This window comes from Streptomyces sp. B6B3 (assembly GCF_039871525.1).
Taxonomy (GTDB): Bacteria; Actinomycetota; Actinomycetes; order Streptomycetales; family Streptomycetaceae; genus Streptomyces.
In genome coordinates this window covers 323,848-348,445 of sequence record NZ_JBDPLU010000002.1, presented here as the reverse complement: position 1 = coordinate 348,445, position 24,598 = coordinate 323,848, and the positions used below count along the sequence as shown (strand labels likewise).

28 protein-coding genes and 2 pseudogenes are annotated in these 24,598 nt (G+C 70.1%); 12 read left to right on the top strand and 18 right to left on the bottom strand.

Going from position 1 to position 24,598, the window contains the following annotated elements; translation table 11 throughout:
- Window positions 1–11: 11 nt before the first annotated feature.
- From ABGB06_RS05845 to ABGB06_RS05825, 5 genes are all read right to left on the bottom strand, one after another.
- Window positions 12–470, bottom strand: coding sequence for a DUF3307 domain-containing protein (locus ABGB06_RS05845; RefSeq protein ID WP_347585922.1), 459 nt, complete (start codon window positions 468–470; stop codon window positions 12–14).
- The gene (locus tag ABGB06_RS05840; RefSeq protein ID WP_347585920.1) at window positions 467–1,147 is read right to left on the bottom strand and encodes a GGDEF domain-containing protein; all 681 of its coding nucleotides are present in this window, start codon (window positions 1,145–1,147) and stop codon (window positions 467–469) included. The genes ABGB06_RS05845 and ABGB06_RS05840 overlap by 4 nt, the downstream gene beginning before the upstream one ends.
- A gap of 139 nt (window positions 1,148–1,286) precedes the next feature.
- Window positions 1,287–1,589, bottom strand: a complete 303-nt coding sequence (locus ABGB06_RS05835) for a hypothetical protein (RefSeq protein ID WP_347585918.1) — start codon at window positions 1,587–1,589, stop codon at window positions 1,287–1,289.
- A gap of 135 nt (window positions 1,590–1,724) precedes the next feature.
- Window positions 1,725–1,910: a hypothetical protein gene (locus ABGB06_RS05830; RefSeq protein WP_347585916.1), complete on the bottom strand. Its 186-nt coding sequence runs from the start codon at window positions 1,908–1,910 to the stop codon at window positions 1,725–1,727.
- Window positions 1,910–2,122, bottom strand: a complete 213-nt coding sequence (locus ABGB06_RS05825) for a hypothetical protein (RefSeq protein ID WP_347585914.1) — start codon at window positions 2,120–2,122, stop codon at window positions 1,910–1,912. The genes ABGB06_RS05830 and ABGB06_RS05825 overlap by 1 nt, the downstream gene beginning before the upstream one ends.
- A 361-nt stretch (window positions 2,123–2,483) precedes the next feature.
- On the opposite strand from ABGB06_RS05825, the gene ABGB06_RS05820 reads away from it, so the two are divergent.
- Entirely contained in the window at window positions 2,484–3,257 is a 774-nt protein-coding gene (locus tag ABGB06_RS05820; RefSeq protein WP_347585912.1) for a GntR family transcriptional regulator, read from the top strand.
- A gap of 38 nt (window positions 3,258–3,295) precedes the next feature.
- Here the strand turns inward: ABGB06_RS05820 and ABGB06_RS05815 are convergent, their stop codons facing one another.
- Together ABGB06_RS05815 and ABGB06_RS05810 are read right to left on the bottom strand one after the other, a co-directional pair.
- The gene (locus tag ABGB06_RS05815) at window positions 3,296–4,501 is read right to left on the bottom strand and encodes a hypothetical protein (protein WP_347585910.1); all 1,206 of its coding nucleotides are present in this window, start codon (window positions 4,499–4,501) and stop codon (window positions 3,296–3,298) included.
- Window positions 4,498–4,974, bottom strand: coding sequence for a DUF4365 domain-containing protein (locus tag ABGB06_RS05810; RefSeq protein WP_347585908.1), 477 nt, complete (start codon window positions 4,972–4,974; stop codon window positions 4,498–4,500). Before ABGB06_RS05810 ends, ABGB06_RS05815 begins: the two co-directional genes overlap by 4 nt.
- An 861-nt stretch (window positions 4,975–5,835) precedes the next feature.
- Between ABGB06_RS05810 and ABGB06_RS05805 the strand changes: the two genes are divergently transcribed.
- The 3 genes and pseudogenes from ABGB06_RS05805 (at window position 5,836) to ABGB06_RS05795 (ending at window position 8,949) form a co-directional block, all read left to right on the top strand.
- Window positions 5,836–7,221, top strand: coding sequence for a helix-turn-helix transcriptional regulator (locus tag ABGB06_RS05805; protein ID WP_347585906.1), 1,386 nt, complete (start codon window positions 5,836–5,838; stop codon window positions 7,219–7,221).
- A 162-nt stretch (window positions 7,222–7,383) separates the two neighbouring features.
- Window positions 7,384–7,569: pseudogene (locus ABGB06_RS05800) on the top strand (acyl-CoA thioesterase II); the annotation flags it as partial.
- A gap of 117 nt (window positions 7,570–7,686) precedes the next feature.
- Window positions 7,687–8,949, top strand: coding sequence for an MFS transporter (locus tag ABGB06_RS05795; RefSeq protein ID WP_347585904.1), 1,263 nt, complete (start codon window positions 7,687–7,689; stop codon window positions 8,947–8,949).
- Here ABGB06_RS05795 and ABGB06_RS05790 read toward each other — a convergent pair.
- Complete coding sequence (locus ABGB06_RS05790; protein WP_347585902.1) at window positions 8,937–9,767, bottom strand: hypothetical protein; 831 nt, start codon at window positions 9,765–9,767, stop codon at window positions 8,937–8,939. The genes ABGB06_RS05795 and ABGB06_RS05790 overlap by 13 nt on opposite strands.
- A gap of 612 nt (window positions 9,768–10,379) precedes the next feature.
- Between ABGB06_RS05790 and ABGB06_RS05785 the strand changes: the two genes are divergently transcribed.
- Window positions 10,380–10,712 (top strand): hypothetical protein, encoded by a 333-nt coding sequence (locus tag ABGB06_RS05785; protein WP_347585901.1) that lies wholly within the window; start codon window positions 10,380–10,382, stop codon window positions 10,710–10,712.
- Between the two features lie 80 nt (window positions 10,713–10,792).
- Here the strand turns inward: ABGB06_RS05785 and ABGB06_RS05780 are convergent, their stop codons facing one another.
- A complete protein-coding gene (locus ABGB06_RS05780; protein ID WP_347585899.1) occupies window positions 10,793–11,164 on the bottom strand; it encodes a hypothetical protein in 372 nt (123 codons plus the stop codon).
- A gap of 210 nt (window positions 11,165–11,374) precedes the next feature.
- Here ABGB06_RS05780 and ABGB06_RS05775 point away from each other — a divergent pair, with 210 nt between their 5' ends.
- The gene (locus tag ABGB06_RS05775; RefSeq protein ID WP_347585897.1) at window positions 11,375–11,914 is read left to right on the top strand and encodes a UTRA domain-containing protein; all 540 of its coding nucleotides are present in this window, start codon (window positions 11,375–11,377) and stop codon (window positions 11,912–11,914) included.
- A gap of 3 nt (window positions 11,915–11,917) precedes the next feature.
- Window positions 11,918–12,676 (top strand): GntR family transcriptional regulator, encoded by a 759-nt coding sequence (locus tag ABGB06_RS05770; RefSeq protein WP_347585895.1) that lies wholly within the window; start codon window positions 11,918–11,920, stop codon window positions 12,674–12,676.
- A gap of 42 nt (window positions 12,677–12,718) precedes the next feature.
- Here ABGB06_RS05770 and ABGB06_RS05765 read toward each other — a convergent pair whose 3' ends face one another.
- Both ABGB06_RS05765 and ABGB06_RS05760 read right to left on the bottom strand, forming a co-directional pair.
- A complete protein-coding gene (locus tag ABGB06_RS05765; protein WP_347585893.1) occupies window positions 12,719–13,183 on the bottom strand; it encodes a GNAT family N-acetyltransferase in 465 nt (154 codons plus the stop codon).
- 93 nt (window positions 13,184–13,276) lie between these two features.
- On the bottom strand, window positions 13,277–13,918 hold the full coding sequence (locus ABGB06_RS05760) for an NAD(P)H-binding protein (RefSeq protein WP_347585891.1): 642 nt from the start codon (window positions 13,916–13,918) through the stop codon (window positions 13,277–13,279).
- A 136-nt stretch (window positions 13,919–14,054) separates the two neighbouring features.
- On the opposite strand from ABGB06_RS05760, the gene ABGB06_RS05755 reads away from it, so the two are divergent.
- Window positions 14,055–14,954 (top strand): helix-turn-helix domain-containing protein, encoded by a 900-nt coding sequence (locus ABGB06_RS05755; protein WP_347585889.1) that lies wholly within the window; start codon window positions 14,055–14,057, stop codon window positions 14,952–14,954.
- A gap of 17 nt (window positions 14,955–14,971) precedes the next feature.
- On the opposite strand, the gene ABGB06_RS05750 is transcribed toward ABGB06_RS05755, so the two are convergent.
- Window positions 14,972–15,304, bottom strand: a complete 333-nt coding sequence (locus ABGB06_RS05750; RefSeq protein ID WP_347585887.1) for a metalloregulator ArsR/SmtB family transcription factor — start codon at window positions 15,302–15,304, stop codon at window positions 14,972–14,974.
- Between the two features lie 86 nt (window positions 15,305–15,390).
- Here ABGB06_RS05750 and ABGB06_RS05745 point away from each other — a divergent pair, with 86 nt between their 5' ends.
- Window positions 15,391–16,572: an MFS transporter gene (locus tag ABGB06_RS05745; RefSeq protein ID WP_347585885.1), complete on the top strand. Its 1,182-nt coding sequence runs from the start codon at window positions 15,391–15,393 to the stop codon at window positions 16,570–16,572.
- Here the strand turns inward: ABGB06_RS05745 and ABGB06_RS05740 are convergent, their stop codons facing one another.
- The gene (locus ABGB06_RS05740; RefSeq protein WP_347585883.1) at window positions 16,573–17,583 is read right to left on the bottom strand and encodes an SDR family NAD(P)-dependent oxidoreductase; all 1,011 of its coding nucleotides are present in this window, start codon (window positions 17,581–17,583) and stop codon (window positions 16,573–16,575) included. It lies immediately after the preceding gene.
- A gap of 41 nt (window positions 17,584–17,624) precedes the next feature.
- Here ABGB06_RS05740 and ABGB06_RS05735 point away from each other — a divergent pair, with 41 nt between their 5' ends.
- A complete protein-coding gene (locus ABGB06_RS05735; RefSeq protein WP_347585881.1) occupies window positions 17,625–18,602 on the top strand; it encodes an AraC family transcriptional regulator in 978 nt (325 codons plus the stop codon).
- 22 nt (window positions 18,603–18,624) lie between these two features.
- Here the strand turns inward: ABGB06_RS05735 and ABGB06_RS05730 are convergent.
- A pseudogene (locus ABGB06_RS05730) lies at window positions 18,625–19,517 on the bottom strand (RNA polymerase sigma-70 factor).
- A gap of 235 nt (window positions 19,518–19,752) precedes the next feature.
- Here ABGB06_RS05730 and ABGB06_RS05725 point away from each other — a divergent pair.
- Both ABGB06_RS05725 and ABGB06_RS05720 read left to right on the top strand, forming a co-directional pair.
- Window positions 19,753–20,238 (top strand): carboxymuconolactone decarboxylase family protein, encoded by a 486-nt coding sequence (locus tag ABGB06_RS05725; RefSeq protein ID WP_347585879.1) that lies wholly within the window; start codon window positions 19,753–19,755, stop codon window positions 20,236–20,238.
- A 110-nt stretch (window positions 20,239–20,348) separates the two neighbouring features.
- The gene (locus tag ABGB06_RS05720; RefSeq protein ID WP_347585877.1) at window positions 20,349–20,648 is read left to right on the top strand and encodes an antibiotic biosynthesis monooxygenase; all 300 of its coding nucleotides are present in this window, start codon (window positions 20,349–20,351) and stop codon (window positions 20,646–20,648) included.
- Between the two features lie 110 nt (window positions 20,649–20,758).
- Here ABGB06_RS05720 and ABGB06_RS05715 read toward each other — a convergent pair whose 3' ends face one another.
- The 4 genes from ABGB06_RS05715 to ABGB06_RS05700 all read right to left on the bottom strand — a co-directional run bounded on the left by ABGB06_RS05715 (window position 20,759) and on the right by ABGB06_RS05700 (window position 24,519).
- Window positions 20,759–21,679, bottom strand: a complete 921-nt coding sequence (locus tag ABGB06_RS05715) for a GNAT family N-acetyltransferase (RefSeq protein ID WP_347585875.1) — start codon at window positions 21,677–21,679, stop codon at window positions 20,759–20,761.
- 1 nt (window position 21,680) lies between these two features.
- Window positions 21,681–22,475: a phosphatase gene (locus ABGB06_RS05710; RefSeq protein ID WP_347585873.1), complete on the bottom strand. Its 795-nt coding sequence runs from the start codon at window positions 22,473–22,475 to the stop codon at window positions 21,681–21,683.
- 110 nt (window positions 22,476–22,585) lie between these two features.
- Window positions 22,586–23,068 carry a DUF4396 domain-containing protein gene (locus tag ABGB06_RS05705; RefSeq protein ID WP_347585871.1) on the bottom strand — a complete coding sequence of 161 codons (483 nt, stop codon included), beginning with the start codon at window positions 23,066–23,068 and terminating at the stop codon, window positions 22,586–22,588.
- Window positions 23,069–23,139: 71 nt separating this feature from the next.
- The gene (locus tag ABGB06_RS05700; protein WP_347586569.1) at window positions 23,140–24,519 is read right to left on the bottom strand and encodes an MFS transporter; all 1,380 of its coding nucleotides are present in this window, start codon (window positions 24,517–24,519) and stop codon (window positions 23,140–23,142) included.
- Window positions 24,520–24,598: the final 79 nt, after the last annotated feature.

The following is a 24,598-nucleotide window of genomic DNA, read 5'->3' as shown; positions in this document are numbered from 1 at the left end:
GAGGTCTCTCCTCAGAGCGCGGCGATGAGCAGGGCGGCGACGAGCAGCCAGAAGTGGTGCCAGCTCTGGTCCAGGGCGTAGGCCCCGGTGCCCAGGTGGCTGGGGCGGCCGTGGGAGTCGGTCACCGTGCTGCCCAGGGCGTGGAACTCGCCCTTGCCGAGCAGCTGGGCGAGACGGGCCAGCGTCGAGCGACGGTCGGCCCACCAGTGCGAGTAGGCGTCTACAGCCAGGCCGACGCACGTGCCCGTCGTGGTGAGTGGAAGGGAGAGCACGACGGCGACGAGCGCCAGGAGCAGGAGCTTGGTCAGCGTCAGGCCCACGACGTGGCGGACGCCGGCCAGTCGGCCGGGCCAGCCGGGGCGTCCCTTGTTCCTGGCCTGGGGAGTGGTCTGCACCCAGTGATCGCCCACCGAGTGCGCCACGAACAGCGTCGCGAACACGGCCGCGAAGGTGCCGGCGGTGTCGTTCACCGGGCACCTCCGACCGAGTCGTCGCAGGAGGCGTGCGTTCCGGGACGGCCGGACCGACGGCCGTTGACCGTGGGGTGTGTCGGGTCGGCGGCGTGGGCGATGAGCCAGCCACCACCGGACCGCTTGACCGCGTACATGGCCTCGTCCGCCCTGCGCAGCAGTCCGGACAGACCCGCGCCGGGGTGGCGACTGGAGTAGGCGGCACCGATGGACGCGCCGACCCCAAGCGGCACCACGTGGCCGTCGATCGGGAGCGGGCTGCAGATGGCGCTGTGCAGCTCGGCGACGTGGAACGGCAGTCCCGGACCGTCCGTGGGAAGGCTGAGGACGGCGGCGAATTCGTCGCCACCCAGCCTCGCGGCGATCCCGTGGGCGGCGACGTGGTCGACCAGGCGGCGCCCGGTCGTCGCCAGCGCGATGTCGCCGGCGGCGTGGCCGAACTCGTCGTTCAGCCGCTTGAAGCCGTCGAGGTCGATGACCAGGACGCCGACCGACGCGTGCTTCCGCAGCATCCGAGCGGCCCGCTTCTGGAAGCCGTCGCGGCGGAGCAGGCCGGTCAACGGGTCACGGCCGGCGGCGGCCAGGCGGCGACGCAGCAACACGGCGTGCGCCGACCAGCCAGCCGCGAGCGGCGTCGCGGCGGCAGCGGCAGCCGCGGCGGGAAGGAGACTGCTCATCGGGCGTTCCCCTCCCGCTTGGCGTTGGTGCGGCGGGCCGGCCGCGGCCGGCAGCGGTGAATACGGGCCGCGCGGTGGCCGGCCTTCTGGGAGCGATAGACCGGACGCCAGCCGCAGACGGGGCAACGGGTGGGGGAGCTCACGCCAACCTCCAACCGATGGCGACCGCCAGGACCTCGTCCAGGTCCTCGTCGTCGTTCTGGTCGAGGGCGATCAGCGCGAGGTCGGTCAACTGCGGGGCGTACTCAGGGAGCTTGCCGAGCTGGTCGAGCGTGTCGATCAGCACGCCTAACGGCGAGGACTCGCCGTCGAAGTGCTGGACCACCGTCGTGCGGGCGGCGGCCACCAGCTCGTCGTGCGCGCGCCGCAGCTCACTCAGCTCACGGCGGAGCTGGGCGTTCGCGTCGACGAGCTGCTGGCGCGTCAGGTGCTTGGTGGACATCGGGGCAGGAACCTCCGTGCGTGCATGGCCGCTCGGCTGGCAGTGGAGCCAACGGCGGCGAGGAGTCCGGGGAGGGATTGAGGGCCCGGGGTCACCCAGCGGCACGCGGTGCGGCGGGGCGACCCCGGACGGCCGTCAGCGCCGGCCGTTGAGGTGGTTGTTCGCCTGCTGCTGCAGCCGGTCGGCGGCCGCGAGGGCGTGGGCCAGGTCGTCGGCCGTGCGCTGCGTCGCCGCGAGCTGCTGGCGCTGCTCCTCGGCAGCGGCCTGGAGGTCCGCGGCCTGGGCGGCCGACTCGACGCTGCGATCGATGAGCCTGCTCATCAGCTACCCCACCCCCGCTTCGACTTCGGCTGAGCGGTGTTCGCGGCGGCGTTGCCCGAGGCCTGCTGGTAGGCGGCCTGGTAGTGCGGCAGCACAGCGTTCGACGGGTTGGACGGGTCGGAGGAGATCTGATCGATCCGCCACGCCAGCCCGTCGGCTCGCTGCTGCTCCGAGTCGGCGAATGCCTCGTTCGCCCGCTCGTTCCTGCTCATCGGCCACCCCCGCGCGGCTTCCGGCGGGCGGCGTCCTCGCGGACGCGCCGCAACGCCTCGTCGGCCTGCGACCGGGGAGGAGGAGACGCCGCGGACGCGGCGTTACCCTTGTCGTGCATCGAAGACTCCAACTCAGGGTTCGATGTGACGGCCTCGGTGAGAGGAGCCGGAAGGCGTTGCAGCGCCGACTCGGTCCCGACGACCACCGGGGCCCTTCTTTGTGTGCCAGGGGTGCTCAGCCAGACGAAGGACGTCTCGGTGAGCCCCAGCCTGTCTCACTGTTCTGGTGTTGTAGCACAGATGGTGATGTGTAGCAATCGCCGGTAGGCTCGATGGGGCGCGAAGGGTGGTGAGCAGGCGCATGGCAAAGCGGATCAATCCCAGCGACCCGACCCCGGCATACCTGCAGATCGCCGGCGATCTTCGGCGTGCCATCAGCGACAAGGAGCTCGAGGACGGCGACCAGCTGCCCTCGCTCCGCAGCCTCATGGCTGACTACGGCGCGGCCTCGGGCACCGTGCGCCAAGCTCTGGACCAGCTCCAGAACGAGGGCCTGATCATCGCCCGCCAGGGCCAGGGCGTCTTCGTCCGCATGCCGCGGCGCCTGGAGCGTCGGGGGACGAAGCGTCATCTCCGATCAGCACGACCGAGCGCGACAGCACCGCTCGAGGCGGAAGCGCAGGCGCAGGGCTTCGTGCGCGGGCAGCAGCTCCTGGAGGTGGCCACCGTGCCGGCCCCGGAGAGCATCGCGCAGCGGCTTGGCATTGAGCCCGGCACTCAGGTCCTGGTCCGCCGACACCTGCTCACCCTCGACGAGGAGCCGGCTCAACTGGCCGACAGCTACTTTCACGTGGCGCAGGTCGAGGGCAGCCGAATCGCCCGCAACGAGAAGATCCCGGGCGGCGTGCACGCGGAGCTGGCGTCCGTGCTGGGCACACCTCTCACGCATGCCTCCGAGGAACTGATCGCGCGGATGCCCACCCCGGGCGAAGCCATCGAACTCCGCCTTCCCAGAGGCACTCCCGTGGTCGAGCTCCTGCGCACCATCTACGCCAGCGACGACCCGGTAGAGGCCACCCGCTTCCTCTTCGATGGTTCACGTCACACCTTCACGTACGACGTTCCATTGGATTGAGACGCCTGCGAAATCAATCTATGGGAAACGCTCATACATCAAAACATTGGGTGTTGTTCTGAACTCGGAGACTCCGTCGAAGTCTGAACAATCTCCATAGCAATCAACTCAATTTGATCAGGATCATAGAGCCAGTAATAGCGACCTTCGATTTCTTGGCGCCCTCGCATTTTCATGGCCAAGTTGTCTCTATGGGCGTCCACAGCGAGATCATAGTCTTCAGCCTTAAGCCTGACGCGCATCTTGCGTGCGGTTGTTCCACCTAGCACGTCGAGCCTGATGACACCCGGATGCCCCGGCTTCGGGCGCTCAAGCAGGGTGACTGAACCCACAACGGTCACAGTCTGAGGGCGAGAAGTTGCGGCCAGTACGTTGCCAGCGGTTTCCAAGATTGGGTAGTCGGCTGGACTGAATTCCAGTCGATGAGACTCCAGATGCTCTTCCGAGAAAAGATCGGCACCTACAGTCATCTCGACACTAACTTCTGCACCGTCGGAATCCCTCACCAAATCCCGCACCGCCTGGGTGATTTCGAAGCAGAAGCCGCGACCCACGCTTTCGATGAATCCTGCACTGGATCCAGTTTCGGCGAAATGATCTACCGCTTCCCTTGTCGTCTCAAGAACGTTCACCAGGCTGCGAGTGATATCGCGTCCAGTATGCCGCCCGGTAGCCGGGAGCGTATCTCCAGGTTTGAGCTTTTTCTCAGTGTAAACCTCATCCGGTGGGGCGTAGGCAGTCACGACATAGCTGCCCACCTCGGTTTGCCCCATCAGCACGGAGTCTAGGAAAGACCGTGCGAGGTGAGAATTTGAGTTCCCGTAGTAGGGAAGCTTCGATTTTCTGGATTTCGCGGCTACGGCCATGGATTTTCGCGCCGCCGCGTGAAGGTCTTCTCCGGCGAGCCATTGGATGGTGCCCTTAATGCTTCTGGCTTCTTTTTCAAACCTCATTTCATCGCCCAGCGAAGGTGCCGTTCCGGCCTTCTCTAGCAGGGTTCTCAGTCGATCATCGCCAAGCTTCCATGCTTTTGCTACGGCCTGCAGAAAAAGCTCGTGATAATCCTCGGCACTAGGGTCTTGGGGTAAGAGTAGGCTTATCGTCGGATGATCTCCAGCGGGGCGCCAGCGGCTGTAAAGATTCTCCTGGCCACCGAATCGTTGCCATCCGCTGCGTTTCAGGATCTGCGAAAGTTTCGAGTCTGTGAGCGTAGATGCAATCGCGCGATAGTCTGGGGCTGTCACGGTGTCCCCCCTTTGCCGATTCTCTCCATGATCGCGCAAAGAGCCAGATCGTCGAAGATGTTGTCTGTTGGAACCCGAACTGCCGTACTCTTCTGGCCTGAAGGTGTCTCGCCAATTAAGCTACGCCAGTACGCGCAGTGCCGTAAAGTGAAGTAATCATGGGTCGCTTCCACCCATCTGGCAATTTCTTCAGGGATGATCATTGCAACAATTATTCTATGAACGATCACAGATGGTCGGGCCAGCATCTCCAGGCGATCGTTGCTGACGTTCACGGATACGTATCCCTGCTGAGGGCTTGGCGGAGACAAAGAGGTGCTCTTGAGCTGAACCTTCAGATCGATCTGACAGTCGACTGCGTGAGATTGGGAAGAATGCGTTAACTGCCAGTCGATTCCATCATCCGGTTCCGGCTTCGCCATGGTGCATCCGGCCGCTGCGGCCACAGCTCGCAGGTAGCTGTCTTGCAACATCTCCATGCGATCCTTCGGTCGCAGCTTGCCCCGCAGCGGCTCAGCCGGTGACTCCCCGCCCACTCGCAGCATCTTTGCCCTCCCACCAAGCTATGAGCACACAGTATGTAGCTGTATGTGTTGTTGGCTAGATCGCGCGCGGCGGCCGTATCCGGAACGTAACCCAACGAAGCTGGAGCTTCCAGGAGGTTATTCGTGAACACGGATGTATCGGCAACCCTGAGGTGCAGTCAGGGCAAGCGTTCCTACGACTGGGTTTGACTCGGCGCCACCTGCCGAGGTTGTGCGAGTTGCGCGAGAGCCGATCTGGTGATCTCCCAAGGTCGGCGACACAGAGCGGGCAGCCTGTCGGGATGCGGCCATGAGTCAGGTCAGCCTTGTGGGGTGCCCTTCAGGAGAGTGCGCAGCACCTCCATGGCGGTGCGGCGCCGGCACGGGGTTCGGGCGAGGATGGCTGTCAACGCCGCGGCTGCCACGGTGGCCGCGTACAGGAGTGCGGCGGCGGCTAAGGAACCAAAGAACATGTTGGTCTCCGAGTGAGTCGGCGGAGTGGTTCGGAGCGGTAGGTTGCGGCCTCCCTGGCTGTGCTCGCACGCACTGTTCGCGTGCAGCACGTGACGTTGCGTGCGTAGCGAGCTGTTGCCGACTCATCCGTCCCAGGCGGTGGTGGATGCACGCGCAGCGTGCATCCACCACCGCCTGGGTGACGTGGCCGCTTGGGCCGCCTACCGTGAGTGGCGGGAGACCACCGACCGCAGCGAGGACTGCGCACGGTGTCTCGACACGTGGGGAGGGGCCATGGCCGGATCGGACGCCACGCCGCACTCGCTCGGTTGTGCTCGTGCTGTACGGGAGCAGTGCATGGCGCTGGACCTGAGCATCGAGGAGACAGCCCAGCGGATCGGAAAGCACTGTGGCGTATCGGCACTGCGAGCGTGGCGCCTGGCGTCGAACATGACGCTGCAGGACCTGGCCAAGCGCATCCGGCAGCACGCTAAGGAAACAGGCGAGCCAACGCCGTTGATCAGCCATCAGCGGATTTCGGCCTGGGAGCGTGGGGAGGACGTACCGTCCCCGCGCTACCTGGACGCCTTATGCCGGGCCTTCGGCACGCGCCCGGATCGGTTGGGCTTCGGGACCGACTATGGCCACGCCGCTGCCTCCACCGCCAATCAAGCTGACGTGGACAGATCGGGGGAAAATCGGCAGAACGTCCGAACCGGAGAGGAACTGCACGTGAAACGCCGGAATCTGCTGCGCGGCGCCGCAGGCCTCGGGCTTGGCGCTGGCGCCCTCGACCAGGTCGCTGACACCAGGATCCGTGTGAGTGATCTTTTTGGCACCTCCGGGCTCAGTCGGGAAGCGCTTGAGCGGTGGGAGGAAACGGCTGAACAGCACGGCCTCGACTACCGTGCGACACCCGCCCATCTGCATCTGCTGCAGGTGACCGAGGACTTCGAACAGATCGGCGCCTGCCTGGCCGCCCCGCAAGGGCTGAGAAGCCGGTACCGCCTCCATCGCGTTGCGGCCCAGCTCGCCGCCGTTGCTGGCGTCTTACTGATCGATCTGGAACAAGGGCAGGAGGCTCGAGCATGGTTTCGTACCGCTGCACTGGCAGCGGCGGAAACCGGTGATCGGCCGCTGCAATCCTGGATCCGCTCACGTGAGAGCCTTTGTGCCTTCTACTACAGCAGTCCGCAGACGGCCTTGAGGCTGGCCGGCTCTGCTGCGGCGCTGGCTGACGGCCTGGACGGCGCAGCGCCCGCCATGGCCCTCGCTGTCCTTGCTCGGGCTCGTGCTCTGGCCGGAGATCAGGTGGGGGCTGTCCAAGCCCTCCGCGCGGCCCGGGAGCGGCACGGACGGGCGACGCGATCCGAAGCAGGCCTGTATGGATTCGCCGAGCGCAAGCTCAGCTTCTACGAGGGCGAGGTTCTCGCTCGTGCGGGGGACACCAGGTCGGCCATGGCCGCGCAGGAGACAGCCCTGCAGCTTTATGGCCGGAGCGAGCGCATCGACCCGGCACTGGTGCGCGTAGCTCGCGCCCAGACCCTGCTCCGTTCAGGGGAGATCGACGAAGGAATGAACGTGCTGCTGCGGACGATGCTGCCGTTGACCTCGCAGGAACTTCACGGCACCGTGCTGGCAGCCGTCCAGGCCACGGCATCATCCGTGCCGGAGAGGTGCATTGAACGCCGGTCCGTCCGGGAGATCCGCGAGTTTCTCGCTGAGGTATCGCCCAGTCCGTAGGGAGTCGCCTCAGGTACTCAGGCGGCCGAGGTCCGAGCAGAGGACCTGATGATCAGGGTTCCCAGCGGGACTTGTGCCCATAGCGTGCCTGTCCCGCAGGAGAAGGTGCGCGACATCGTGTATCCGCAGATGAGAGGCCCCTTTGGCACACTGATACGTGCCCATGCCATGTGGTTCCACCGCCCCTTCCGGGTCGACGAGTGGCTGCTCTACGACACGTCCTCGCCCGTCTCCCGCGGCGGCCGGGGCCTGGCCCACGGGCGGATCTTCACGCGGGACGGGGCGTTGGCGGTGTCGGTGGTGCAGGAGGGCCTGATGCGCGTGCCGCGGGGTGAGCAGGGGGCCTAGCGGCTCGTCCGTGCGGCGCGGGCCCCGCGGCTGTCGAATTCCGTTGACTGGGGGCCGCGGAGGCACGAGAGTGTCGCCGCTGGTCGGGATCGAAGACATACCGGGGGGTGGTGTGCGGTGGCTGGTTCGGACACGACCCGTGACCTGCGGACCAAGGAGACCTCGACCGCGCGTCCGCCGCTGTGGACGGTGGACTTCCGGCTGTTCTTCGCCGCCCGCACCACCTCGCTGCTGGGCGACGCGATGCTCCCCGTCGCGATCACGGCCGCCGTGCTCAAGGCGGGGTACGGGGCGAGCGGGGTGGGCTACGCGCTGGCCGCGCTCGTCGCGCCGTTCGCGGCACTGATCATCTTCGGCGGGGTGCTGTCCGACCGCATCGGCGCCCGGCTGCTGATGATCGTCTCGGACACGACCCGGCTGTTCTTCCAGGCGGTGCTCGCGCTGCTGTTCCTGCTCGGCACGCCGGCGTTGTGGCAGATCCTGGTGCTGCTGGCCCTGGTCGGGGCGGGTAGCGCGATCTTCCAGCCGGGCGTCGCCAGCATCACGCCGCGCATCGCCCGGGACGTGCAGAAGGCCAACGCCACCCTCCGCATCTCCGAGTCCGTCACCGGTGTGATCGGCCCGTCGCTGGCCGGCCTGCTGCTGGTGGTCTCCTCACCGGCGACGGTGGTCGCCCTCGACGCCCTGACCTACGGCGTCAGCGGCGCCTGCCTCCTCCTGCTCCGCTCCGTCCCGATGCGCCCGGCCGGGCGGGGCGGCGTGACGTTCCGGGCCGATCTCGTCGAGGGCTGGCGGGAGTTCCGGTCCCGGACCTGGCTGTGGAACGTCATCGTCGTCTTCATGCTCTGGCAGCTGGTCGGCGGCGGCCCCACCATGACCCTCGGCAACAGCACGTTGGTCACCGACTACGGGGCATCGACGTTCGGCCTGGTCATGTCGTCCCTCGGGGCGGGAAGCGTGCTGGGCGGGATCGTCGCGATCAGGCTTCGCCCGCGGTATCCGCTCCGGGCCGGCGCCCTCTCCATGATCCTGTGGACGCTCATGCCGTTGGGGGTCGCGCTCGGCCTCCCCGCGCCGCTCATCGCCGGGTGCTACGCGGTGAGCGGCGTGGGCCTGGCGTTCTGGGTCGTCATGTTCCACACCAGCGTGCAGACGCACGTCCCGCAGGACGTCCTCGGCCGGGTGCACGCGTACGACGCGGCCGGCTCGCTGGTGATGAAGCCGGTCGGACAGGCGGTGGCGGGCCCGCTCGCGGTCGTCGCGGGCACGGTGCCGCTGCTGTTCGTGTCCGCGTCCATGGCGCTCGTCACCTGCGCCCTGCTGCTGTCCATCCCGGCCGTGCGCGGCCTCCGGCGCGCGGACGGCGTTCAGTCGTCTTGAGCCTCTTCGTCGGCGGGCGTGGGTGGGCGGTCGTTGATGACGATGCGGGTGGGGGCCTGGGCGCCGTTCTCCGGGGGTTCGAGCCCCTGGAGCGCGTCGTGGACGCGGCGGTAGGTCTGGATGGCGAGCGCGCGGGTGCCCGGCGCGTTGGCGGGGTCCCGGTGGGTGTTCCAGAGCGCGTCGATGACGGCGATCAGGGTGCGTCCTGACACCTCGGCGTTGATGGTGCCGTCGTCGTTCTCGTGAACGTCCACCGTGAGGCGGAAGTGCTCGACCCGGGCGGCCTGTTCGACGAGGAACGCCCAGGTGTCGCGGTGGCAGACGAGCTCCGCGCAGGCGACGCCCGCGGCGAACTCGAGCAGCTGGACGTAGCCCGGGTCCTCGTCCCCGGTGTCCCCGTAGTCCGCGCCGTCCACCCTGGCCGTGGGACGTCGCGGCGGCGGCTCCGCCGGAGGTCCCGTCACGGAGGCCGCCTCCGCGACGGCTGGGGGGACGAGGGTGGCCTCCAGCGCGCGGCGGGTGACCTCGGCCTCGGCACGCACGGCCGCGGCCTCGGCCCGCCAGCCCTCGATGAGCGCGTGGAGCTGGGTGATGTCGTTCCTGATCGCCCGGCCGTCGGCCGACGTCTGGGTTGCGGTGTCGCGCAGGCTCCGGATGTCCGCCTGTACGGCGTCGAGCCGGACGTTGACGTCGTTACGGGCCTCGCTGATGGCCGTGAGAACACGGTCGAAACCGCTGTGCATCTCCCGGTTCACCGCTGACAGGGCGGTCTGAATGTCGTTCACGGTCTGCTGGACGCGTTCGATCCCGAATGCCATGCATCGCCCCCTGATGCTGTAGCTCTCCGTGGCCGAGTCATGTCTCCCCGGATCCGGATGTGCTGATGCACTGTCAATCAGACGGTCATTTGATCGAGGGATTGCCGGGCGCCGGAGCGGCGGCCTGGGGCCTGAAGCCGCACGGCGTCGGCGGTGCATGACAGTCCGCGCCACTCGTCGGGCATATCGGCGATCTCCGGCATCTTGCGACCACTGGACTCGCAGATCACCATCAAGGAAACAGAGGAGGGCGTATGGACGATTCAGTCTGGGAGCAGCGCAGAGTCTCGACGAACCACCTGACGCTGTGGCTGCCCCAGGCCCTTCTCCTCCTCTCCCTTCGCAGACCTGGTCTGGGAGGTCATCAAAGCCAACCTGAGCGAGCCGGCACGCACCACGTGGCCCTGGCGCTTCACCATGCTCGACGCCTCCGTGTGTGCGGCGATGGTCACTCTGCTCACCGGCATAGTCGTCACTCGCGTTCAACTGTCCCTGACTCTGCGACCGGTGATCACTTGGTCCGGCTTCGCTGGGGGCAGTGAGAGCGTGCCTGACTCTGTGCGCACCGTGATACTGAGGAACGCGGGCGGTGGCCGCTCCATCGTGCGTTCTGTGTCCTATCGCATCACTCCGCGCCACTCACCTGCCAACCACGCGACGATCCCGTCTGGCTGGATCACGTGGCGTGCCGCAGCTCAGGACCTGATCACGCTGGGCCTCGTAGAGGAGCAAGACTTCTACCTCCATCACCTGGGTTCCGGAGCGGCTCTTCTTATGACAAGCAACAGCCGTGAGGGGCTGGAGCTGCTTGCCTTGGGCTCGAAAGCTCTTGAGCGCCTGTCCGCACTGGACGTCAGAGTCCGGGTCATCGACACGCTGGGCGACGTCTACGAACGGGACCTCCAGTGCATCCGGCCCTGGTGGGACCCCTCCTCCCGTCCGTGAAGGTCCCCACCTAGCGCGGCCCGCCGAGGTGTCAAGCCCGGCAAATGCAGGTATGGCGGCGGCTGCGAGCCGACCTTGAACTAAGCAGGCTCAGTGCGTTGCGTGCCCGAAACGACGTCGGTGGACGATTGGTGGGTGGTGACCACGGATACCCGTTCCAGGTGTTCGGTCGCCTGGCTCTGAAGGCGTACGGCGGTGGCGAGGGAGCGGGTCAGGTCGTCGGCCGCGCGCTGCGTCGTGGCGAACAGCAGACGTTGCTCTTCGACAGCCGTTTGTAGGTCCCTGGCGACGGGCTGGCTGCCGCGAACGGTGTGCCAGTTCGCCGCCCGTGCCACTCCGTGCTTCGGTTCCGGGGGGTCGATCGGCGTCTGCGGACCCGGCACCGGTGCCTCGTCCTCTTGGGGCCCGGGAGAAGGATGAGCGGCAGGAACGGCGCTAGCCTGGTCGTGCATCGAAGACTCCATGTCAGGGTTCGATGTGACGGCCTCGGTGTGGGGAGTCGGAACGGCGTTGCAGCGCCGACCGGTCCCGGGGAACACCGGGGCCTTCTTCGTGTCAGGGGAGCTTGATGGCTTTCTCATCAAGCTAGCAATCGCGTAATGAAAGGCTCATCGACTCAGTAGCCCGCTATCGTGGAGGAGCAGCCAGCGAAGGGGGCCGTTGTGGCAGGTCAGACGTGGGAGTCCGAGTCGGTGGCGTATCTCGTTCCTCGTCCGGCCGGGCGGGGTGACGCGTGGGCCGAGGAGGCCTCCCGGGGCGGCGGGCGGGGCATGCAGCGGCTGCTGGAGGTGCGGGAGCTGGTGCCGCCGGAGGATGTCGGCGTGGCGTTGGGGTTGGAGACGGGGGAGTGCGCGGTGGTCCGGCGGCGGGTGATGTATCTGGACGAGCGGCCGGTCGAGCTGACCGACTCGTACTATCCGGCGACCGTCGCGCGTGGCACCCGGCTGGCTGAGGCGCGGAAGATTCCGGGGGGCGCGGTGACGTTCGTCGCCGAGTTGGGCCACGCGATTCGGGAGGTGGTGGAGGACGTGGCGGTTGATCTGCCGGCACCTGAGGCGCGAGATGTCCTCCAACTGGCTGCGGGGGAGCCGGTGCTCGTGCTGACCCGCACCAGCATGACGGCGGATCTGCTGCCCGTTGAGGTGAGCCGGATGGTGATGCCCCGGGGACACCGGCTGCGGTATCGGACGCGGGTGGGCTGAGGCGTGGCGCGACACCAGGACAGCCGTCCGGCACATCACCGGATCGCCGCCTCGATACGAGCGGACATCATGTCGGGAGACCTGGCGCCGGGTGAGCAACTGCCCATCACCCAGCAGTTGATCGAGCGCTTCGGCGTCTCCAACCAGACCGTGCAGCGGGCGTTGCAGCTCCTGAAGGCCGAAGGGCTGATCGTCGGCAGGTCGGGGCGTGGGGTCTTCGTTCGGGAGACCGCGCTGCGCGGCTTCGACAGTGTCGGGACCATGGCGCCGTCCGGGGAGGGCGAGCCGTATTCCGTCCTCGCGCAGGCCGCGCAGCAGGCCACGCGTGGGATGTACCGGATTCTCGACGTTCGAGAGGTCGTTCCGCCGGTGCAGGTACGCGAGGCGTTCGGGCTGCGTGCCAACGGGACGGCGTTGCTGCGGTACCGCCTGTTGCTTCTTGACGACGATCCTGCGGAACTCGTCTGGTCGTACTACCCGATGGGCATCGCTCGCGGTACGGCGCTGATGGATCGGCGGAGGATCAAGGGTGGCTCGCCCACCCTGCTGACCGGACTCGGCTTCCCGCCGCGCGAGATGGTGGACACGGTGACCTGGCGGGCGCCCACGGAAGAGGAGTTCGTCACCCTCGAACTGCCCACCGGGGTTCCCGTGTCCCGCACCTTCCGCGTGGTTTCGTCCGACGACGCGAGGCCCATCGAGGCCACCGTCATCGTGCAGGCCGGGCACCTGCAACACCGGCTGTATCGCGTGACTCTGTGAACCCGTTCGCCGCCGCCATGGACCGGCGAGCCGTCGAATGAGTCAGATGGCGGGACGGCGGTAGATCTGCCGGGAACCGCCTTCCGGGCCCGGGTCGGTGGGTTCGGCGGGGGTGAAGCCGAGGCGTTCGTAGAAGGCGCGGGCGCCGCTGGCGATGGCGCCCGGGTGGTCGGCTCCGAAGGTGACCACCTCGATGGTGCCCTGGCCTTGTACGAATCTGCGTGTCGCGTCCGCCAGCAGTGCCCGACCGACGCCCCTGCCGCGTGCCTCCTCCGAGACGACGAGCCAGCGGATGTGGTAGGTCGGTGCCTTCGGTCCGAACAACAGCCCGCCGAGGAGTCCCGGCTCCGAGGAGACAGCGACGAGCGCGGTGGACCGACGAATCTGCTTGTTCACGGCGTTGTGGAAGCCGGGATCGTCGACCATCGGACCGAACCAGTGCTCGACCTGGGCGGCCAGGCCGAGGAAGCCGGAGAAGTCACGCTCTTCCGCGAGTCTGACGATCATCCGAGCAGTCTGACAGCACGACGAGCACCGACCGGTGCGACGGTTGGCGGAACCACCGGCCGGGCTGATCCACGAAGATCCGCCGGACAGGGCCTAGTAGGCGACGGAGATGCGGGCCTGGGGGTGTTCGGCCTTCTCGATCTCGTCGACGAAGGCGATGGCGTAGTCCTCGGCGCTGATGTTGCTGTTGCCCTCGGCGTCGGTGAGCAGGCTGTCCCCGCCGGTCCGGAAGGTGCCGGTGCGCTCGCCCGGGGCGATGACCGCGGCCGGGGAGACGCACGTCCACCGCGGATCGGTCACCCGGCGCAGCATCGCCAGCAGGTCGGCGTGGGCGGCGGCCTCGGGCCCGTACTCGGCCGGGAAGCCGGGAGCGTCCATCAGGGCCGTGCCGGGAGCGACCTCCAGTGAACCCGCGCCGCCGACGATCACGACGCGGCGCACGCCGGCGGAGCGCAGGCCGTCCAGAAGGGCGGTGTTCAGGGCGACGAAGGGGGCGCGCGGGTCGGTGCCGTCCCGTGGCGGGGCCAGCGCGGAGGCCGCGACATCGCCGCCACGCGCCAGGTCGGCGACCGTGGTGGCCGAGCCGGCGTCGCCCGCCACCGCGGTCAGCCGCGGGCTGTCGACCGGGGCGTCACCCGAGCGGGAGACCGCCACCACCTCATGGCCCCGGGCGACGGCCTCGGCGGCGATGCGGCTGCCGACCATACCGGTGGCGCCGAACAGAACGATCTTCACGGTCGTGTCCTCTCTTCCTGGTGTGCGTGACGGAGGGCGGCTCCTCGCCTTTTTCCGTCACCGCCAGGCCTTCTTGGTGGCCTGCGTCTCCACGCTAGGGCCACAACCTGCGGACTTCTGGATACGCTGGTGACCGATGATGGCCAAAAAGCGACACGGTGATTCCGGAGAGATTCCCGAGATCCCCTTCGTCGCCCCGGCGGGCACCCCGGCCGGCGTGGAGGTGATGTCCCTGGACGACCTGCGCCGGCGCCTCGCGGCGAGCGACTTCGCCAGACCGCAGCGCCCCGCCTTCCACCATCTGCTCCACGTGGCCGCCGGGACGCTGCGGCACACGGTGGACTTCCGCGCCCACGTCCTGCGGCCCGGCTCCTGGATATGGGTCCGCCCCGGCCAGGTGCAGCAGTGGGGCGACCTCGCCGGCGCCGAGGGCACCCTGGTCCTGTTCGAGACGGACTTCCTCGACCCCGCCACCGCCGCGGCCGCCCGGGTGGACGACCTCCACGGAACCGTCCTCGTCCCGCACCCGCCGGCCGATGCCGTCGCCCGGGCCCTGGACCTGGCGCTCGCCCACCTCACCCACGAATTCCACGCCCTCGGGCAACTCCCCCTGGCTCCCCACACCGCGGCGCTGCGCCACCTGCTGGCCGTCCTCGTGCTGCGCCTGGCGCACCCCGGCACCTCGGCGGGCGGCCCCGTGCCGGAGCCCAACGAGACGTACGCGCGCTTCGTGGCCGCCGTCGAGCAGCACTTCACCCGCATCCGCCGGGTGGAGGACTACGCCCGCATGCTGGGCTACTCCTCGCGCACCCTCTCCCGCGCCACCCTGGCCGCCGCGGGCGTCAACGCCAAGGAGTTCATCGACCGCCGGGTCGTTCTGGAGGCCAGGCGGCTGCTCGCCCACGGCGACGCCACCGCGAGCCAGATCGCCCACCAGCTGGCCTTCCCCAACCCCACCCACTTCAGCAAGTACTTCCAGCGGCGCACCGGCCAGACCCCGATCGCCTTCCGCACCACCGTCCGCGGCCGCGCCTGACCCGGCGCGGAGGGCCGTCAGCCTCCGGCGGCCGCACGCGGGTGGCGGGCGCCGTTCAGCACGGAGTCGAGCAGGCCGGGGAAGAGCGCGTCCAGGTCGTCGCGACGCAGTCGCACCAGCCGGGTCCGGCCCTTGACGGTGGTCCAGGTGACGCCCGCCTCGCGCAGCACCCGGTAGTGGTGGGACAGCGTCGTCTGGTGAACGTCCAGGTCGCCGCCGATCGCGTTGCAGCTCTCCTCGCCGGTCACGGCGAGCCGTTGGATGATCTCGAGCCGCACCGGATCCGCCAGCGCACGCAGGACGTCCACCATCCGGATCGCCTCGGTCGCCGGCTGGGACACCTCGCGCATCGCTTCCCTCCGTCCCTGACGGGCCCACAGCCTACCCACTCATTGATATATGGACAACAATCCATGTATCGCTTACGGTGCCATCCATGCTGAAGCGACTCCTGCCTCTCGCCCTGGCGGCGTTCGCCGTGGGTACCGACGGCTTCGTCATCGCGGGCCTCCTCCCCGCCATCGCGGCCGATCTGGGGGTGTCCACCCCGGCCGCCGGCCAGTTGGTGACGGTGTTCGCACTGACGATGGCGCTGTCGGCGCCGATCATGGGCGCCCTCACCGGCGGGCTGGACCGGCGGTCGGCGCTGCTGATCGCGTTGACGGTGTTCGTGATCGGCAACGCCGTCACCGCGTTGGGGACCAGCTACGAGGTGGTGATGTCCGCCCGCATCGTCACCGCCGTGGGAGCGGGCACCATCACCGCCGCCGCCTCCAGCACCGCCGCGGCCATCGCGCCGCCGGAACGCCGTGGCCGGGCGCTGGCCTTCGTGATGGGCGGTCTGACCCTGTCGACCGCGCTGGGACTGCCGCTCGGCACGCTGATCGGCCGCGCCGACTGGCACATCACGCTGTGGGCCGTCGCCGGGATCGGCCTGCTGGCAGCCGTCGGCATCGCCGTTGGCGTCCCCCGGGTCACGCTCCCCGCCGCCTCGCTGCCCGACCGCCTGCGTCCGCTCCGGCAGGTCCGGGTGCTCGCCCTGCTGGCGGTCACGTCACTGGCCTTCCTCGGCTCCTACACCCTCTACACCTACCTCGTCCCCGCTCTGCGGGACGCCACCGGCGGCAACGAGTCGCTGCTGACCCTGATCCTGCTGGCCTGGGGCGTCGGCACCCTGACCGGGAACATCGCCGCCGGGCGCCTGGTCGACCGCCACTCCTCCGCCCGCGTCCTCACCGGCACCCTCGCGTTCGCGACGCTCGCCCTGGCGCTGACCCCGCTGGCGACTCGCGCCCTCGCGCCCACCCTGGTCTGGGCGGCGGTCTGGGGCGTGTCCCTCGGCGTGGTCGTCGTCCCGCAACAGCACCGGCTCATCGCCCTCGGCCCCGCCGCCGCGCCCGTCCTGCTCGGCCTCAACTCATCCGCGCTCTACCTCGGCGTCGCCCTCGGCGGCGGTCTCGGCGGACTGGCGCAGCAATGGCTCGGGCTCGCCGAGGCCGAACTGGGCCTGGTCGCCGCCGGCATCACCGGCCTGGCCCTCCTGTGGCACCTGGGAACCACGCGTCATCCGGCCGGGTCCGCCGGGCTGTCGGCGCCGGCTGTTACGGTCCGTCGGTGATCACCGCAGGGGCTGAAGCAGCCGGGTGCTCAGGTCCCAGAGGCGGCGGGCGGAGGCCGGGTCGACGGCGTGGGGGGCGACGCCGGGGAGGGTGATGGGTTCGGTGCCGAAGGCGACGGGTGGGGTGGGGTCGTTGAGTGGGGCGATGTCGTTGTCCTTCAGGTAGACGCCGCCGACGTCGGCGAGTCGGGGGTTGGTCGCGGCGAACACGCTGGTGCTGGCGGCCTGGTGGGGCGTCTTCAGCTCGCGGTCCGGGTCGATGATCGGCTGGCCGGCGTCGTCGAGGATGCCCATGGCGCGTAGTTCGTCGTCGGTGATCCAGGGCCCGAGTGCGGTGCCGAAGGCGATGCCGGGGTGGACGGCGTAGCCGCGGATGCCGTCGTCGGCCCAGCGTCGGTCCAGTTCGACGGCGAAGAGGACGTTGGCGGTCTTGGACTGGCCGTAGGCGAGCATGCCCTCGTAGCCGGTGGTGAAGTGCGGGTCGTCCCAGCGGATGTCGGAGAGCTGGTGGCCGCCGGAGGACACGTTGACGACGCGGGCGCCGTGCGCGGCGCGGAGCGCGGGCAGCAGGCCCCGGGTGAGCTGGAAGTGGCCGAGGTGGTTGGTCGCGAACTGCGACTCGTAGCCGCGGGCGTCGCGCACCAGGTCGCCGCCCATGACGCCGGCGTTGTTGACCAGGATGTGCAGCGGGCGGTCGGAGGCGACGTACCGGGTGGCGAAGGCGTCGATCGACGTCGGGTCGAGGAGGTCGAGTCGGGCGATCTCGACGCGCTCGACGCACGTCAGGGAGGAGGCGGCGCGGTCCGGGTCGCGGGAGCCGACGGTCACGGAGGCGCCGGCCCGGCTGAGCGCCCGGGTGGTCTCCAGGCCGAGCCCGACGTGGCCGCCGGTGACGACGACGTTGGTGCCGGACAGGTCGATGCCCCGGAGGACCTCGTCGGCGGTCGAGGCGGCGGTGAAGCCGGATCCGAGGGGGCGTTGCCGGGTCAGGTGGGTCGTGTTCTGTGCCATGACGAATACTCTGCGCGGGAGTGGTCGTACTCTGAATAATTATGAGTTCGCATTTCCTGCGCGAGAGTACGGAGATGGCCGGCGATCAACTGTCCGAGGTGTTCGATCTCGTGGAGATCCGGGGCCTGTTGTCCGGTGGGTTCGCGGTGCGGGGTCCGTGGGTGTCGCGTGGTTCCATCGGGGACGCGCTGAAGTTCCTGGCGATGGTGAGCGGGCGCGCCCGGCTGACCGCCGACGGCGTCGACAGCCCGATCGAGTTGGCGGCCGGGGACGTCGCGATCCTCAACGGCCGGTCGTGGCTGGAGCTCCGGGGCGGCGCCGGCGACGGCCCGCCGCGCGAGGTGGTGCCCGAGGAGAACGATCCCGCCACGAGCCTCGTCGGTGCCGGTGCCGGTGCCGGTGCCGGTGCCGGTGCCGGCGACGTCGTCCTCGGCGGGCACGTCGAGCTCAACGCGGCCGGTCGGGCGCTGCTGTCGCAGGCGCTCCCGCCCGTGGGACACGTGCGGGCCTCGGCCGCCGCCGTCACCCCCCTGCGGGGCATTCTCGACCGGCTGTTCGCCGAGGTGAGCGGTCGGCGGATCGGTTCGGCGTTCGCGATCCGGCAGTACGGCCAACTCCTGCTGCTCGAGGCGCTGCGGGCCTACGTCGAGCAGGCCGACCTGCCCCCGGGCTGGCTGCGGGCGCTGACCGACGAGCGGCTGCGTCCGGCGCTGACCCTGATGCACGCCGAACCGGGCAGGCCCTGGCGGTTGGAGGAGCTGGCGCGGGCGGCGGCGATGTCGCGGACGTCGTTCGCCGAACGCTTCCGCAGCGTGGCGGGCGTGCCGCCGCTGACCTATCTCGGCCGCTGGCGGATGCTGTTGGCGCAGCGCGCGCTGCGGGACGCGGACGTCCGGGTGGGGTCGCTGGCGGTCGAGTTGGGGTACGGGTCGGAGAGCGCGTTCAGCACCGCGTTCAAACGGGAGGTGGGGGAGTCGCCGCTGCGCTTCCGCCACCGACACCGGGCGACGCCGGCCTGAGCGGCGGCGGGCGGCGGCGGGTTCAGCGGCTCACGGCGGTCTCGTGCTCGACGCGGGACAGCTTCTCGGGGTTGCGGACGGCGTAGAGGCCGCTGATGAGGCCGTCGTCGACGCGGACGGCCAGGACGGTGTCGATCTCGTCGCCGCGCCGGAGGATCAGCGCGGGGTGGCCGTTGACCTGTGCCGGCCGGAGCGACGCCGCGGCGATCCGGCCCAGCACGTCGGCGACGCTGGCGGCCCCGTGACGGGCGCGAGCGCGCCCGGACCACGCCGCCGCCGTCGGTCAGCAGGACGACGTCCGGCGCGAGGGCGTCGAGCAGGCGTCGCAGGTCGCCGGTCTCGACCGCCCGCTGGAACGCCAGGAGCGCGTCGTGGGTCTCGGCCGGGGACACGACCCCGCGCGGGCGACGGGCCGCGACGTGGGCCCGGGCCCGGTGGGCGATCTGGCGTACCGCGGCCTGGCTCTTGTCGACGGCCTCCGCGATCTCGTCGTACCCGAGGTCGAACACCTCGCGCAGCACGAACACCGCCCTCCCCCAGGCCCGGGGGCCTGGGAGGCGCCCCCATGGTCGGCGTGAGCGTCTCCAGCACCAGCAGCATCGCCATCGAGGCGCTGTCGGCCAGCGCCACGTCCTCGGCCACGTCGGGCGTGGTCAGCAGCGGTTCGGGCAGCCACGGCCCGACGTAGGACTCCTTGCGCCGGCGGAGCGTGCGCAGCCGGCTCAGCGCCAGGCGCGTGGTGATCCGGACCAGGTACGCCCGCTGGTCCCGCACCATGTCGTGGTCGACGCCCGCCCAGCGCAGCCAGGTCTCCTGCAGCACGTCCTCGGCGTCGGCGGCCGAGCCGAGCATCTCGTAGGCGACGGTGAAGAGGAGGTTGCGGTGGGTGACGAACGCCTCGGTGGCGGGGTCCATGGTCGGCTCGCCGCGCTCGTCGCGTGCGTCGTTCATGGCCGGCTCCTGCCTGCTCGTTTCTGACCGGGTGACGCGCACAGGACGCCGGTCCTGACCGTCGTGTGACGTCCGCGGGCGGTGGCGCTCGTCACAGCGCCACGCCGTCACAGGGACCGGGGCGCCGGCATCCCGCGTTCGTCAGGGCGCCGCGCGACGATCCGCGCGGTGTCGCGAGTCCACGAACGAGGACGGACCCATGGAACCCCGTTTCAACCTGCTGGCCAACGAGGTCGGCGCCAGGATCGCCAAGCGCACCTACGGCGTCAGCCTGGTGATCGAGCAGTCGTCGCTGCCCGGGACGACCCAGGAACTGGTCAGCCTCCGCGCCGGCCAGATCAACGGCTGCGGCTTCTGCGTCGACATCCACACCAAGGAGGCCGCGGCGGCCGGCGAGACCGCGGACCGGCTCCACCTGGTCGCCGCCTGGCGGCACGCCACCGTGTTCACCGACGCGGAACGGGCCGCGCTGGCGCTCGCCGAGGAGGGCACCCGGCTCGCCGAAGCCCGCGACGGCGTCTCCGACGAGACCTGGGACCGGGTGCGCGAGCACTACGACGACGACCAGATCGCCGCGCTGGTCGGCCTGGTCGCCATGATCAACGCGTCCAACCGGTTCGGCGTGATTCTGCACAACCAGGGCGGCTCCTACCAGCCCGGGATGCTCACCAGCATGACGAGCTGACCGGTGATCGCCTCACCCCCGACGTCGTTGAGCCCCGCGGCTGCCGATGGCAGAGTGCTGGCTCGGGCGGGCTCTCGGCCTGGCCCAGGAAGGCCAGGAAGGGAAATCCCATGTCGTACGGACGCATCGCCTCCTTGAAGGCTCGGCCCGGCCACCGGGACCAGGTCGTCTCCCTGCTGCTGAGCGGTTCCGACGGCCTCCGGGAGGCGGGATGCGACCTCTACGTCGTGGGCGTGGCCGACGACGATGACGTGACCATCTGGGTCACCGAGGTCTGGCGGAGTCAGGAGGCTCACGCCGCCTCGCTGGAACTCCCCGAGGCGAAGGCCGCCATCAGCGAGGCGATGCCGATGCTGACGGGAGAGTTCACCAGGCAGGAACTGTCCGTCGTGGGCGGGCTCGGCCTCTGAGTCGGCTCCGACGGCTGGCCGTGGCGCGGTCCTGGTCGTCGCCCTGGTCGCCAACGCGGCATCGTCCTGAACGGGCCGCGGGCCGCGGGTCGCCGCTGGCCGCCCAGAGGTCAGCGCGGGAGGCGGCGGGACCAGGTGGACCAGAGGGGGCGGTAGCCGCAGCGGTGCCAGAACGGGCCGGAGAGCGGGTTGAGCGCCGCGTAGTGCAGCAGGGTCGCGGTCTGTCCCGTGTCCGCCAGGGCCGCGTGCGCGGTGTTGGCCAGGGCGGCGCCGACGCCGGCGCCGCGGTGGTCGGCGGTCACGCACAGGTGCGTGATGTAGCCGGGCCGCCGCGCCGAGGTGTAGTCGGCCACCCAGCCGGTCGACTCCGGCGGTTCGACCGCCAGCATGCCGACGGTCTCCGAACGGCGCCGCCGGCCGGCCTCCGCCATCCAGGCCCACGGTCGTTCGCGGCGCAGCACCTCGGCCAGCCGGCGGCGGACGTTGCGTTCCGAGGAGGGGCGCACCACGCAGGAGCCGAACTGCGCGTCCCAGTTCAGCTCCTCCAGCCACAGCCGGACGGCGGCCTCCTCGTCGTCCGGGGTCATCGGCCGCACCAGCACGCCCTCGGCGGCCGGCGGTACGGGGGTCCGCCGACCGGCCGGGCGGACGGCGACGATGGTCTTGGGGCGCAGCCCGTGGTCCAGCAGCACCGGGGTCACCGCGGTGTCCCGGCTCGGCCAGGGGAACACCGCCTCGGCGTCCGCCCCCACGCCGGAGGGCTCGGCCTCCGCGATCTGCCGCTCCCAGGCGGTCAGCAGCGCGTCCATGGCGCGGGCCGGGTCCTTCCCGGTGAGGCGGGCGTTGAGCAGCTGGTGCTGGTCCAGGGCGCTCCAACTCGCCTCGAACGCCTCCGGGTCGACCCGGTGCCGGTGGTAGACGGCCGCGCCGTCCCCGGTGCGCACCACGCGGTCGCCGGGCGGGGGGTCGGGCAGGGGGCCGGTCGCGGGCAGCAGGCGGTCCAGCGACCGAAGCCGATCGGTGCCGCGCACGTCAGGCAGTGACCAGGCCCGCGGCATGCAGCAGGTACGCGGTCATCGGCTCGTAGTACATCGGGTTGACCACGTGGTCGTCCAGCGGCACGCAGACCGCGAGGGTGTCCTCGGCCTCGGCCAGGAAGAGGGCGGGGTCGTTGCTGTCCGCGTAGCCGATGGTGTCGATGCCGTGCTGGGCCGCGCAGCCCGCCCAGCCGTGGTCGGCGATCACCAGGTCGGGCAGCGCCTCGCCCTCCTGGGGCAGCGCGGCCAGGATCTCGGCCATCGGCGCGGGGGAGTGCGTGTGCCAGAGCGTCGCGCCCCGCTCGTACATCGCCACGCCGGCGAGTTGCGCCACCACGCCCTCGTCCGCCGTCAGCCCGAGCGGCACGCGGACCAGCTCGCAGCCGGCGGCCTGGAGAGCCGTGGCGGTCTGGGCGTGCACGTCGAGCAGGCCGCCCGGGTGGCCGGTGGCCACCAGCACCCGCTGGCCGTCCGCGGCGGCCTTGCGCAGCAGGACGGCGGCGCGGTCCAGGGCCTCCAGCGTCAGGTCCGGGTCGATGGTGTCCTGGCCCTGCCGGTGGGCCGGGTCGCCGTCCACGCCGCACCGCTCCGACATGACGGCCAGCACGTCCTGTTCGTCCACCCACCGGTCGCCGAGCTCGACGCCCAGCCAGTAGTAGCGGTTGCCGTTCGCCAGCTCGCGGTAGTGGGCCAGGTTGTTCTCACGTGGGGTGGCGACCTCGCCCGCGATCCGGGTGCGTACGAGATGTTCGATCAGTTCCGAACGTGATGGGGCGGCGGTCGTCGGCATACGGTCAGTATCGCCCGGAGGTGGCGATTCCGGCGTTCCCTTCTCCTACCTGTGATCTCGCGTGATCGGGTGTGATCCCGCACGGCCGGCGGAGCCTTCGGACCGGCGGTTCAGTGGTAGGCGTGCACGACGGCGTGGCCGCGACCCCGGCCGATCAGCCAACGGTTGACGGGCAGCGCGACCACGAACGCGACCGCCAGCGCGAACGCCAGCGTCCCCCAGAACAGCGGCGCGCTCAGCCCGGCGTCCATCGCGCCCGGAACGCCCACGATCACCAGGTTGTCGACGATCTCCATCACGGCGATGGACAGGGTGTCCGCGGCCAGCGCCACCTTCAACGCCTGCCGCAGGGGCACGTCGGCGCGCAGTACGCCGCGCATGGTGAGGGCGTAGCCGAAGACGAACGCGAGCACCACGGCGAGGGCGACGGTGGCGGCGCCGTGCATCCCGAGTGCGGTGCCGATGATCATGCCGAGCACCTCGCCGATGGCGCAGCCGGTCAGGCAGTGCAACGTGGCCTGCGCCGCCGGGCCCCAGCCGGCCGTTCCGCCGCGCGCCCCGTGGTGCGCGTGCCCGTGCGCGTCGTGCTGCATGGCGCCTCCTGCTCGGTTGCGGACTGTCGCGCCGTCTCCGCCCACCAACCTAATACCCCTCCAGGGTATTTCTACGCGTCCGCCGCCCCCCGGCGCGCCCGCAGCGCCGTCGCGCTGATCAGCACCGCGAGCACGGCCGCGACCGCCGGCACCAGCAGCGCCGCCCGGTAGCCGTCGAGCAGCGCGCCGGGCGAGTCCCCGTCGCCGGTGGCCACGACGTTCACGGCCGTGGTGGCGGCCAGGCCGAGCGCCGCGCCGAACTGGAACGACGTGTACAGCAGCCCGCCGGCCAGCCCCTGCTCCTCCTCGACGACGCCCTCGGTGGCCGCGATCGTCAGCGGCCCGTAGGCCAGCGTGAAGGTGAACGCGAGTAGCAGCATGCTCGGGAACATCGCGAGGTAGCTCCAGTCCGCGCCCAGCGGCAGGAACAGCGCGTACGCCACGGCGGCGGAGAGCAGCCCGGCGAAGATGACCCGCGCGTGGCCGTAGCGGCTCACCAGCCAGGGCGTGATCGTCGGTGAGAGCACCACGTCCGCGCCGGCCACCAGCATCGCCAGGCTGGTCTCCAGGGTCGACCACCCGCGCAGCTCCTGCAGGTAGAGCACGACGACGAACTGGAAGCCGAAGAAGCCGGCCGCGAGCAGCAGCGCGGCGGCGTTGGCGCGCAGCAGCGCGACCGAACGCAGGATGCCCAGCCGCACCAACGGCGCCGGCGACGCGCGTTCGATCAGCACGAAGGCGGCGAAAAGCGCCAGGCTGGCGCCCAGGGTGAGCAGCGTCCAGCCGGCCGCGGAGTGGGTGGCGCGCTCCACGCCGAGCACCAGCAGGATGATCGCGGTCGTGACGGTCACCGCCCCTGCGAGGTCCATCCGCCGGTCGGCGCGCCGCGGCGCCGTGTCGCGCGGCACCAGGGGCAGCGCGGCGAGCAGGATCACCAGCGACAGCGCGACCGGGGCGAAGAAGACCCAGCGCCAGTGCAACGCGGTGAGCAGGCCGCCGAGCACCAGCCCGATGGAGAAGCCGCCGGCGCCCATGCCCGAGTAGAACAGCAGCGCCCGGTTGCGCAGCGGGCCCTCCGGATAGCTCGTGGTGATGATCGACAGGCCGGCGGGCATCATGAACGCGGCCGCGACGCCGGTGACGAAGCGCGCTACGACCAGCATCCAGCCCTCGGTGGCCAGCCCTCCCAGCCCGGAGAACGCCAGGAAGGCGACGAGCGGAATCAGGAACACCCGCCGCCGGCCGAACAGGTCCGCGGCCCGCCCGCCGAGCAGCATGAACCCGCCGTAGCCCAGCACGTAGGCGCTCACCACCCACTGCAGCTCTCCGGTGGCCAGCCCCAGGTCCTCGCGGATGGCGGGCAGCGCCACGTTGAGCATGGCGATGTCGATGCCCTCCAGGAATATCGCCCCGCAGAGCACGAGCAGCACGCCCCAACGTCGTGACCCCATCGCCTCCTCGGCGGCCGGCGCGGACCGCTGCCCCTGCTCCTGGTCGGTGATGGACACGGTGACCCTCCCCGGTGGCCGA

Coding starts and splice junctions, on each gene's coding strand:
- ABGB06_RS05755 (WP_347585889.1), top strand. CDS start 14,055: ATGATGGCCAAAAAGCGACACGGTGATTCCGGAGAGATTCCCGAGATC.
- ABGB06_RS05745 (WP_347585885.1), top strand. CDS start 15,391: ATGCTGAAGCGACTCCTGCCTCTCGCCCTGGCGGCGTTCGCCGTGGGT.
- ABGB06_RS05725 (WP_347585879.1), top strand. CDS start 19,753: ATGGAACCCCGTTTCAACCTGCTGGCCAACGAGGTCGGCGCCAGGATC.
- ABGB06_RS05765 (WP_347585893.1), bottom strand. CDS start 13,183: ATGATCGTCAGACTCGCGGAAGAGCGTGACTTCTCCGGCTTCCTCGGC.
- ABGB06_RS05735 (WP_347585881.1), top strand. CDS start 17,625: ATGAGTTCGCATTTCCTGCGCGAGAGTACGGAGATGGCCGGCGATCAA.
- ABGB06_RS05710 (WP_347585873.1), bottom strand. CDS start 22,475: ATGCCGACGACCGCCGCCCCATCACGTTCGGAACTGATCGAACATCTC.
- ABGB06_RS05840 (WP_347585920.1), bottom strand. CDS start 1,147: ATGAGCAGTCTCCTTCCCGCCGCGGCTGCCGCTGCCGCCGCGACGCCG.
- ABGB06_RS05720 (WP_347585877.1), top strand. CDS start 20,349: ATGTCGTACGGACGCATCGCCTCCTTGAAGGCTCGGCCCGGCCACCGG.
- ABGB06_RS05705 (WP_347585871.1), bottom strand. CDS start 23,068: ATGCAGCACGACGCGCACGGGCACGCGCACCACGGGGCGCGCGGCGGA.
- ABGB06_RS05750 (WP_347585887.1), bottom strand. CDS start 15,304: ATGCGCGAGGTGTCCCAGCCGGCGACCGAGGCGATCCGGATGGTGGAC.
- ABGB06_RS05790 (WP_347585902.1), bottom strand. CDS start 9,767: ATGGCATTCGGGATCGAACGCGTCCAGCAGACCGTGAACGACATTCAG.
- ABGB06_RS05805 (WP_347585906.1), top strand. CDS start 5,836: ATGGCGCTGGACCTGAGCATCGAGGAGACAGCCCAGCGGATCGGAAAG.
- ABGB06_RS05780 (WP_347585899.1), bottom strand. CDS start 11,164: ATGCACGACCAGGCTAGCGCCGTTCCTGCCGCTCATCCTTCTCCCGGG.
- ABGB06_RS05700 (WP_347586569.1), bottom strand. CDS start 24,519: ATGGGGTCACGACGTTGGGGCGTGCTGCTCGTGCTCTGCGGGGCGATA.
- ABGB06_RS05830 (WP_347585916.1), bottom strand. CDS start 1,910: ATGAGCAGGCTCATCGATCGCAGCGTCGAGTCGGCCGCCCAGGCCGCG.
- ABGB06_RS05835 (WP_347585918.1), bottom strand. CDS start 1,589: ATGTCCACCAAGCACCTGACGCGCCAGCAGCTCGTCGACGCGAACGCC.
- ABGB06_RS05825 (WP_347585914.1), bottom strand. CDS start 2,122: ATGAGCAGGAACGAGCGGGCGAACGAGGCATTCGCCGACTCGGAGCAG.
- ABGB06_RS05820 (WP_347585912.1), top strand. CDS start 2,484: ATGGCAAAGCGGATCAATCCCAGCGACCCGACCCCGGCATACCTGCAG.
- ABGB06_RS05740 (WP_347585883.1), bottom strand. CDS start 17,583: ATGGCACAGAACACGACCCACCTGACCCGGCAACGCCCCCTCGGATCC.
- ABGB06_RS05810 (WP_347585908.1), bottom strand. CDS start 4,974: ATGTTGCAAGACAGCTACCTGCGAGCTGTGGCCGCAGCGGCCGGATGC.